10 protein-coding genes are annotated in these 8,843 nt (G+C 72.6%); 6 read left to right on the plus strand and 4 right to left on the minus strand.

Annotated features, from left to right (window positions below; all coding sequences use genetic code 11):
* Positions 1-111 precede the first annotated feature (111 nt).
* Positions 112-864, plus strand: coding sequence for an MgtC/SapB family protein (locus CCN33_RS26225; protein ID WP_086695936.1), 753 nt, complete (start codon positions 112-114; stop codon positions 862-864).
* A gap of 157 nt (positions 865-1,021) precedes the next feature.
* Here CCN33_RS26225 and CCN33_RS26230 read toward each other — a convergent pair whose 3' ends face one another.
* From CCN33_RS26230 to CCN33_RS26245, 4 genes are all read right to left on the minus strand, one after another.
* Positions 1,022-2,197 carry a zinc-dependent alcohol dehydrogenase gene (locus CCN33_RS26230; RefSeq protein WP_086695937.1) on the minus strand — a complete coding sequence of 392 codons (1,176 nt, stop codon included), beginning with the start codon at positions 2,195-2,197 and terminating at the stop codon, positions 1,022-1,024.
* Positions 2,194-3,132: an SRPBCC family protein gene (locus CCN33_RS26235; protein ID WP_086695938.1), complete on the minus strand. Its 939-nt coding sequence runs from the start codon at positions 3,130-3,132 to the stop codon at positions 2,194-2,196. The genes CCN33_RS26230 and CCN33_RS26235 overlap by 4 nt, the downstream gene beginning before the upstream one ends.
* A 342-nt stretch (positions 3,133-3,474) precedes the next feature.
* A complete protein-coding gene (locus CCN33_RS26240; protein ID WP_086695939.1) occupies positions 3,475-4,092 on the minus strand; it encodes a phosphatase PAP2 family protein in 618 nt (205 codons plus the stop codon).
* Positions 4,092-4,766, minus strand: coding sequence for a DedA family protein (locus CCN33_RS26245; protein ID WP_086695940.1), 675 nt, complete (start codon positions 4,764-4,766; stop codon positions 4,092-4,094). The genes CCN33_RS26240 and CCN33_RS26245 overlap by 1 nt, the downstream gene beginning before the upstream one ends.
* A 149-nt stretch (positions 4,767-4,915) precedes the next feature.
* On the opposite strand from CCN33_RS26245, the gene CCN33_RS26250 reads away from it, so the two are divergent.
* From CCN33_RS26250 to CCN33_RS26270, 5 genes are all read left to right on the plus strand, one after another.
* Positions 4,916-5,287: a BlaI/MecI/CopY family transcriptional regulator gene (locus CCN33_RS26250; RefSeq protein ID WP_086695941.1), complete on the plus strand. Its 372-nt coding sequence runs from the start codon at positions 4,916-4,918 to the stop codon at positions 5,285-5,287.
* Positions 5,284-6,225, plus strand: coding sequence for a M48 family metalloprotease (locus CCN33_RS26255; protein ID WP_086695942.1), 942 nt, complete (start codon positions 5,284-5,286; stop codon positions 6,223-6,225). The genes CCN33_RS26250 and CCN33_RS26255 overlap by 4 nt, the downstream gene beginning before the upstream one ends.
* Positions 6,226-6,389: 164 nt before the next feature.
* The gene (locus tag CCN33_RS26260) at positions 6,390-7,091 is read left to right on the plus strand and encodes a phosphatase PAP2 family protein (protein WP_341866594.1); all 702 of its coding nucleotides are present in this window, start codon (positions 6,390-6,392) and stop codon (positions 7,089-7,091) included.
* Positions 7,073-7,735, plus strand: coding sequence for a response regulator transcription factor (locus tag CCN33_RS26265; protein ID WP_086695943.1), 663 nt, complete (start codon positions 7,073-7,075; stop codon positions 7,733-7,735). The genes CCN33_RS26260 and CCN33_RS26265 overlap by 19 nt, the downstream gene beginning before the upstream one ends.
* Positions 7,732-8,843: histidine kinase dimerization/phospho-acceptor domain-containing protein (locus CCN33_RS26270; protein WP_086695944.1), on the plus strand; the 1,112-nt coding region annotated here is incomplete at its 3' end. The genes CCN33_RS26265 and CCN33_RS26270, both read left to right, overlap by 4 nt.

An 8,843-nucleotide genomic window follows, 5' to 3' on the forward strand; every position in this document is an offset into this window, starting at 1 on the left:
CCGCTCCGGAGCGGCGCCGCCCGGCGGGCGTCTGCCGTGTCAGGGTGGCCTGGGCGCGGCCTTGCGAGGCCGGGCCGGTCGGATGGCCGGACGGACTGTGATGGAGAGACCGTGCACTGGAGCGCGTCGCTGCTGTGGAACCCGAGCACCGGCCAAGGCCTGCGGCAGCTCGCCGAACTCGGCCTGGCCCTGGTGCTGTCGACGGTGATCGGTCTGGAGCGGGCGTTTCAGCAGAAGAGTGCCGGCCTGCGCACCCACACACTGGTGGGGCTGGGAGCGGCGCTCTTCATGGAGGTCTCCCAGCACGGCTTCGACGACGTGCTCGGTCTGTCGCACGTCAGCCTGGACCCCTCCCGGGTGGCGGCGCAGATCGTCTCGGGCATCGGTTTCATCGGAGGCGGCCTGATCTTCGTACGGCGGGACATCGTGCGGGGGCTGACCACGGCCGCCACGGTCTGGCTGACGGCGGCCGTCGGCATGGCGTGCGGTGGCGGGCTCTGGCTGCTGGCACTGGCCGTGACCGGGGCCTACCTCCTCATCGTGCGCGGCTATCCCCTGCTCACCCGGCGCATCCCGGCCATCTCCACCGTCGAGGAGACCGATCTGCGCCTGTCCTACCTGCCCCGGCGCGGGGTCCTGCCCCGCGTCCTCGAACGCTGCACCGCTGCGGGCTTCCTCGTGGTGAACGTCCGGATCGACCGCACCCTGCGGGACGACGGCGGGGAGGCCGGGCCGGCGACGGGCAACACCCGGGTGGACCTGTCCATCGAGGGCGCCGGCGACGTGTACCGGCTCATGGCGGAGCTGGCCGAACTCGACGGCGTCGTCAGCCTGTCGGGTCCCGGGACCGAGGGAACCGACTGACGGGTCGACAGACCGGCGTCGTGGCCCGGACGAGGCGGGGCCCCCCGGTCCGGGGGGGGGTACGGCCGAGCGGGCCCGGCACCCGGCTCCCCGGGCGATGCCTGCTGGACCGGCCGGCGTCAGCCAGTCAGGGCGCCGCGGTTCAACGGCGCGGCCCTCACGGCGACAGGACGACCTTCTCGCAGCCGTCCTTCTTGTGCTTGAACAGGTCGTAGCCGGTCGGTGCCTCGGACAGGGGCAGCCGGTGGGTGATGATCCGGGTGGGGTCGATCTTGCCCTGCTCGATGAGACCCAGCAGCGGCTTCATGTACTTCTGCACGTGGCACTGCCCGGTGCGCAGGGTCAGGGACCGGTTCATCCAGGCACCCGCCGGGAACTTGTCGATCATCCCGCCGTAGACGCCGATGACCGACACCACGCCGCCGCTGCGGCAGGACAGGATGGCCTGGCGCAGGGCGTGGGGCCGGTCCGTCTCGGAGCGGACCGCTTGCTTGGCGCGGTCGTAGAGGTGGATGTGGGAGGCCCCGTGGGTGGCCTCCATGCCGACCGCGTCGATGCACTTGTCGGGTCCCCGGCCGCCGGTGAGTTCGAGCAGCGCGGAGCGTACGTCGGTGTCCTCGAAGTTGATGGTGGTGTAGCCCTGGGCGGCCGCCATGTCGAGCCGGTAGGGCTCCTTGTCGATCGCGATGACCTTCTCCGCGCCCAGGACCCGGGCGCTGTCCATGGCGAACTGGCCGACCGGACCGGCGCCCCAGACGGCGACGACGTCACCTTCCTGGATGTCGCACATGTCGGCACCCATGTACCCGGTCGGCAGGATGTCGGACAGGAACAGCACCTGCTCGTCGGTGAGGTCCGACTCGATCTTCAGGGCGTTGGCGTCGGCGAGCACCACGCGCGCGTACTCGGCCTGGCCGCCGGCGAAACCGCCGGTGAGGTGGGAGTAGCCGTAGATCCCGGCGGTGGGGTGGCCGAAGAACTTCTCCGAGATGCCCGCGTTGGGGTTGGTGTTCTCGCAGCACGAGTACAGCTCCGCGCGGCAGGACGCGCAGGCGCCGCACGCGATGGGGAAGGGCACGACGACGCGGTCCCCGACGCGGAGTTTGCCGTCGGTGATGCCCTGGCCGACCTCGACGACCTCCCCCATGAACTCGTGGCCCATGATGTCGCCCTTTTCCATGGTGGGGACATAGCCGTCGAGCAGATGGAGGTCGGAGCCGCAGATCGCCGTCGAGGTGATCTTCACGATGACGTCGCGGCTGTTCAGGATCGAGGGGTCGGGGACCTCCAGCACCTCGACCGAATTGCGTCCGGTCCAGCTGTTCGCCTTCATGCCAGGACCTCCTTCAGTTCGTCCTCGGTCAGCGGTCGGGCCGGGTGCTGCGGGAACTCGTGGCGGGCCCGCTTGCCGCCCGGGGCGCCCTCGGAGCGGACGACCTCGCCGGTCTCCGCGATCTGCTTGAAGCGACGGAGGTCGTCGTCCAGCTGCTGGTGCGGTTCCTCGCCGAAGTAGCGCGCCGCGGCCTGGCCCAGCGCTCCGCCGGGCAGCTTGTAGCGCAGGGTCACCCGGATCTCGGTGCCCCGGCCGCCGGGGGCGGGCACGAAGCGGACCACGCCGGAGTTGTCGATGTCGGCGCCGTCCACCGACCGCCAGGCGATCAGCCGGCCGGCGACTTCCTCCGTGGTCTCGGCGTCCCATTCGACCGTCCTGCCGAACGGCGCGGTGGCGCGCCAGTGAGTGGTGCCCGGACCGGTGACGCGCACCTCCTCCAGGTGCGCCATGAAGTCCGGCAGCCGCTCCAGGTCCCTCCAGAGGTCGTAGACCTCATCCGGGGGCCGGGCGACGGTGGTGGCCCCGGTCAGTTCCATGGGCGTACTCCTACGGGTGCGGGTCACGGCCGCGTAGACGTCCGTGGCGGTGATGGCGGTGACCGCGGCGGTCGCGGCGACGGTGCGGCTGAGGCCCCGGCCGTCGTGGTTCTTCAGGGCCCGGGTGAGCATCGTCAGATCCATGAGGTCGCCGCCGACGCGGGTCCAGAGCCAGGCGGGGTGCGGCCGTCCCAGCAGTCCGGCCGCCGCCGCCAGCTCGCGCACGCCGACGGCCTCCGTGGCCGTGCGGTGCCGGACGGAGCCGTCCACGCCCAGGGCGCGGGCGAAGCCCTCCGGGGCGACGACCTGGGGCACACCCAGGGCCGCACTGGCCCAGCCCAGGCCTCGTACGAGCGGATCGTGCCGGAGGCGGGAGGTGGAGGGGGTGTCTGTCTGCATGAGTGCTCCTCACGTGCGGTGAGGTCAACGGAAGGCGGTCCACTTGAGTGAACGGTGATGCCGCCCGGACGGAGCTTCGGCCCTCCGGCGGCGTGCCATGCGAGTCCCCGTCGGCCTCCGACGCGAAACAGCCCTCACCGACCGACATTTCTCCCGTCCGGACGACCGGCGTCGAATCTCCGGGTCGCCGTCGGCCGGAGCCGGCCTGAACCGGAGGAAAGACCCTGGGTGCCGTCCGGGGCGGGCAGCCGGTCTGCGGGCACGAGGTCTGAGCTCCGGCTCGCCCGGCGCACGGGCGAGCCGGAGCTCAGAGGTCAGCGAAGCGAGGCGCCCCCGCAGAGGTCACGAGGCGACGAGCGGACGCAGTCGCCCCCGGGTCAGCAGCCCGCCCAGGGCGTCGGCGCTGCGACGGAGGGGCAGTGCGAGCAATGCCGCGACAAGCGCCCCGAGAGCGAGGCCCGCGACGATGTCGTGCGGATAGTGGGCACCGACCCACACGCGGGAGGCCGCCATCGCCAAGGCGCCGATCGTGGCGATCACACCGAGGCGGGCGCTGACGAACCACAGGGCCACCGCCGCGGCCGCCGCCAGGGTGGCGTGGTTGCTGGGGAAGGACCAGTCACCGACGGCGGGACACGCCTCCAGTGTGATCACGTGCAGGGACTGGCACGGACGGTTCTCCTGCACCGCCTGCTTCAGCAAGCTGCTGGCGAGGAACGCCAGCACGGTGAGCACGGGCGCGGCCAGCGCCTTCACGGCCTGCGCCGCGTCCCGGTGGCGGGCCTGCCACCAGCCGATCACCATCAGGACGGCGAACAGCGCGAGCCCGTAGGTCGAGTAGCCGGAGACGAGCCGGTCCAGCCAGGACGGCGCATGGTGTGCGGCGCCGACCACGTCGACATAGACCGTGCCGTCGATACGCGAGCCGTCGAACGCCTGAGCGGTGGTCGCGGTCTGCATCACGCGCCCCCGTTCGCGCCGCGGGAGCGGCGGGAGCGCAGCAGCTCCAGCCCGACGGGGACGAGCGACACGATGACGATGACGGCGATGATCGGCAGCAGGTAGCGGTCGACATTCGGGACCGACGCGCCGAGGCCGTATCCCGCCAGCACCAGGCCGACGGTCCACACCAGACCGCCGACGACCTGCCAGAGGGTGAAGGTCCGGGCCGGGACGGCCAGGACGCCCGCGAGCGGATTCAGCACGGTCCGCACCACCGGGAGGAAGCGGGCGAGCACGACGGCCTTGGCATGTCCGTACCGCTCGAGGATCTCCGCGGCCCTGTCGGCGGCCTCACTGACCTTGCGCGACTTCGTACGCTTGAGCAGGGCCGGGCCGGCCCGACGGCCCAGCAGATAGCCGGCCTGGGCTCCGGTCAGTGCGCCGGCTGCGGCCGCGACGAGGACCCAGCCCAGGGACAGGTGGACCGACCCTCCGGCGGAGCCCGAGGCGCACAGCAGACCGGCGGTGAACAGCAGGGAATCGCCGGGCAGGAAGAACCCGATCAGCAGACCGGTCTCGGCGAAGAGGACCACGGCGATGCCGAGCGTGCCGAAGGTGGCGAGCAGCGACTGCGCGTCGAGGACGTTCACGGCGAGTTGGAGCGGGGGTGCTGCGTGGTGCGCGAGCGTCATCGGCGCTGGCCCCTTCGATGGCGGCTGTCGGGTATACCGGACACGGACGGGCCGGGGCCTCCGGGGGAACGAGGCAGCGACCCATTTGCGTCTACAAGACTGTAGTCGGTCTACTTCACTGTAGACGACCTGGAGGAAGGGAAGGTTCCATGACCGACGCAGTGGGTGAGCGCAGGCCCGCCGGCGAGCTGGAGGCGAGCGTGCTGGCGGCGCTGTGCGCGGCGGGTCAGCCGCAGTCGGCCGCCGATGTGCGGGCCGCGATACCCCAGAAGCTGGCCCGCACCACGGTGGCGACGCTCCTCGCACGGCTGCACGAGAAAGGGGCAGTGGGACGGAGTCCGGGTCGACGCGGCTTCCTCTACTTCGCGCTGGAAGACTCCCACGGCCTGACGGCTCAGCGCATGCACCGGGCACTGGACCAGGACGACGACCGCAGTACGGTACTGGCACGGTTCGTCGAGGGACTCAGCGCCGCCGACGAGGCGGAGCTCAAGCGCCTGCTGGAGGGAGGCGGTCGTTGATCACCTTGTTGCTGATCCCCCTCCTCCTGCCCTGGGCCCTGGCGCCCCTGGCGCGACGCACCACCCAGAGGGTCCGGCCCGAGATCGCGCTCTGGACGATCACCTGCGCCACGACGGCACTGACCCTGGGAGTCCTGGCGAGCCTGGGCGTCCTGCTGCTGCCGCTGGCCCTGGCCTTTCCTCCGGCGGCCGCCCTCGCGGAGCTGATCCGGCCGCTCACGGCGGGCCCGCGGCCACTGGTCCTGGGGGTCTCGGCGCTCGCCGTCGGCGCACTCGCCCTGACCGCTGTCCGCGTGGCGCGTGGGACGGCGTCGGAGGTGGCGCGCCTGCGCGTCGTGCGCCGCCTCGTCCACGGCCTCCCGGACGCCGGAGGGCTGTGCGTCCTGGACGACCCCCGGCCTGACGCGTTCGCGCTGCCGGGCGGACCGGCCCGGCCGGACCGGATCGTCGTGACCACCGGCATGCTGCGCGCCCTGGGACCCGTGGAGCGCGAAGCGCTGCTCGCGCACGAGCGGGCGCACCTCGTCGCCAGGCACCACCTCTTCCTGTGCCTCGCCCAGTTCGCCGGCTGGTGCCATCCAGCCCTGACCTCTGTCGCCGACCACGTCTCGTTCGCCGCCGAGCGGGCAGCCGACGAAGCCGCGGCCCGCCGCTGCGGCGACCGCGGCACAGCGGCCCAGGCCGTCGGGCGCGCCGCTCTGGCGGCCAAGGGCGCCCGCGACGCCGCCGCCGCTCCCACGCTGACCCCCGGCGCCGCCAGTGGTCCGGTCCCGGCCCGGGTCAGGGCTCTGCTCGCCCCCGCTCCCGTACGGCGGGTGGCGCCGGCCCTCCTCGCCATGCTCCTCGTCTGCACGGCAGCCGGGGCGTCTTCGCTGGCCGGAGCCGTCCGGCTGCACCAGGACGTCGAGGTCGCCCAGGGCGAAGCACCCGCCGACTGACGGCCGCTCGGTATGGCACCTCCCGGAACGCCTCTCCCCTCCGCATCGTCTACTGTGTTGTAGACCGTCTACAGCCTTGTAGTCGACGTGCGGCTTCGTGTGCTCACGTCGCGGTGCGCGAAGGAAGGGGCCCGTCTCATGTCCACCTGCATCGACGCCGCCGCGTGAGGCGCCGGGAGGCCGCGGATCTGGCCGGGAGCGTCACGCTCGGAGTCTGGGCCGCCTTCTGTGTGCTGGCCGCAGTGGCCGTCGGCGGCAGAGGCGCGCCTCTGGAGCTCGACCGCGACCTTCTCGAGTGGTCGCTCGACCACCGGCCGGCCACGGCACTGGCCCTGGCGCGCGCGGTGACCGCCACCGGGACCGGCGTGCTCCCGTACGCGCTGGTCGTGGTGGCCGCCCTCGTGACGGGACGCACCGCCCGGCAGCGCCTCGGCGCCGCCCTGTTCGGCCTCGCGTGCCTGGGCACCGGCCAGGCCCTCCGGTACGCGGTGATGGAGCTGGCTCGACGGCCCCGCCCGCCCTACGAGGACTGGGCGACGCACGCCTCCGGCTGGGCGTTCCCTTCCGGGCACAGCACCACGGCCGCGCTCACGGCCGGACTGCTGCTCGTCGCGGTCTCGCCGCGCGCCCCGCGAGGAAGGGCGGTGCTGTGGCTGCTCATCGGCGGCTGGGGCGCGGCTGTGGGGCTGAGCCGGGTCTACCTGGGGGTGCACTGGTTCACCGATGTCGCCGGAGGCTGGTTGTTCGCGGCGGGCTGGCTGGGAGTGTTCCTGTGGGTGGCCGCCCGGTGGCTGCCCGGCCTGTTCCCCGTGGGCGGCGAGCCCCGGCCGGGCGCCGAGGAAGGATCATGCGGCCCAAGATCCTGATCGTCGAGGACGACCACGCGCTCCGGGACGCGCTGCGCCGTGGCCTGTCCGCCGACTTCGAGCCCGTGCCGGCCGCCGACGGCGCGACGGCGCTGCGCCTCGCGGAGACCGGTGTCGAGGCCGCGGTGCTGGACATCGGTCTGCCCGACTCCGACGGGCGGGACGTGTGCCAGGCGATGCGCGCCAACGGGTTTTGTGCTCCGGTCATCTTCCTGACCGCCCGGCACCACGTCACCGACCGGTTGTCGGGCTTCTCCGCCGGAGGAGACGACTACCTGTCCAAACCGTTCCACCTCGCCGAACTCACGGCACGGCTGAGAGCGGTGCTGAAGCGGTCCGCCGTCCCGGCGACGGTGTCGCACGCCGGCCTCGTGCTGGATCCCGTGAACCACAGCATGGCGAGCGGAACCGGTGCGCCGCTCGCCCTCTCGCCGACCGAGTTCCGGCTGCTGGCCTCACTCGTCGCCGCCCAGGGGAACATCGTGCGCCGGCTCGACCTCGTACGCGCCGGCTGGCCCGAGGGCGCGTACGTGAGTGACAACACGCTGGACCAGTACCTCTCGCGGATGCGGCGCAAGCTGCGCGAGGCGGGAAGCGGTCTGTCGATCACCACGGTCCGCGGGGTCGGGCACCGCTTGTCATGACACCTCTCGTACGCCGTCTCGCCCCGCGCACCCTGCGGGGCCGGCTGTCCCTCGTGGCGCTGACCACGGCGGCGCTGATCATGACGCTGCTGACCGTCGTGTTCAACCTGGCCATCACCCGGCACCTGCGGGCCCAGGCGGACGCGGAACTGCGCAACCGGGCCGAGGCGGTGGCCACCACCGTCGACACCGGCGGCTCCCGGGCGCGGGTACGGGAGAGTGTGAACGACCAGCTGCTCGACACCAACGTGTGGGTCTACGCGGACGGCCGACTGCTGGAGCGGCCGTCGGCCACGGCGTCGCCGGGCGGCCGTCTCTCCGCCGTCGCGGGCGACATGGGCGGTACCAGACGGGAGCGGTGCACGACCGTCGCCGGTTCGGTCCGCCTGTGCTCCCTGCCGATTCCGGGGGCTCACGCCGCCACGATCGTCACCGCTCTGAGCCTTGGTCCCTACCGCAGTTCGGCCGACGCCCTGCTGACGACCTCCCTCGGCCTGGACGCCGTGATGCTCGTGTGTACGTACGTCCTGACCCGGCTGTCGGTGGGCCGGGCCCTGCGTCCCGTGCAGTCCATGACCGACCAGGCCGCCCAGTGGGGTGCGGTGGGGTCGGAGGAGCGCTTCGGGGCGGAGCACCACCCGGTCGAACTGGCCAGGCTGGGCGGCTCGCTGGACGTGCTGCTGGACCGGATACGTTCCGTACTCCGGCACGAACGGCAGTTGACCGGCGAGTTGTCCCACGAGCTGCGCACTCCGCTCACCCGCATGGTCGTGGAACTCGACTGGTGGCGGGCCCGGCCGCGGTCCGAGGCGGAGACCTGGAGCACCCATGAGCGGCTGGCCGAGGCGGCCCGGACGATGCGCGGAATCTGCGACGCGCTCCTCGAGGACGCCCGCGAGCGGGCCCTGGACGGCACGAGCGTTCCCGGCACCACCGACGTACTGCCGGTCCTGACCCGCATACTCGCGGATCCCGACCCGACGGGGGCGGTCAGGGCCACGCTGGAGGCCGAGGAGTCCACCGTGTACGTGGCCGTGCCTCCCGCGCTGCTCGAACGGATTCTCAGCCCACTTCTTGCCAACGCCGTCCGCTACGCCCGCGCGGGCGT

This window comes from Streptomyces recifensis (genome assembly GCF_002154615.1).
Classification (GTDB): domain Bacteria; phylum Actinomycetota; class Actinomycetes; order Streptomycetales; family Streptomycetaceae; genus Streptomyces; species Streptomyces griseoluteus.

Excerpts from the sequence above, each read along its gene's own strand:
- CCN33_RS26230 (WP_086695937.1), bottom strand. The coding sequence starts at position 2,197 with ATGAAGGCGAACAGCTGGACCGGACGCAATTCGGTCGAGGTGCTGGAG.
- CCN33_RS26235 (WP_086695938.1), bottom strand. The coding sequence starts at position 3,132 with ATGCAGACAGACACCCCCTCCACCTCCCGCCTCCGGCACGATCCGCTC.
- CCN33_RS26240 (WP_086695939.1), bottom strand. The coding sequence starts at position 4,092 with ATGCAGACCGCGACCACCGCTCAGGCGTTCGACGGCTCGCGTATCGAC.
- CCN33_RS26245 (WP_086695940.1), bottom strand. The coding sequence starts at position 4,766 with ATGACGCTCGCGCACCACGCAGCACCCCCGCTCCAACTCGCCGTGAAC.
- CCN33_RS26250 (WP_086695941.1), top strand. The coding sequence starts at position 4,916 with ATGACCGACGCAGTGGGTGAGCGCAGGCCCGCCGGCGAGCTGGAGGCG.
- CCN33_RS26265 (WP_086695943.1), top strand. The coding sequence starts at position 7,073 with ATGCGGCCCAAGATCCTGATCGTCGAGGACGACCACGCGCTCCGGGAC.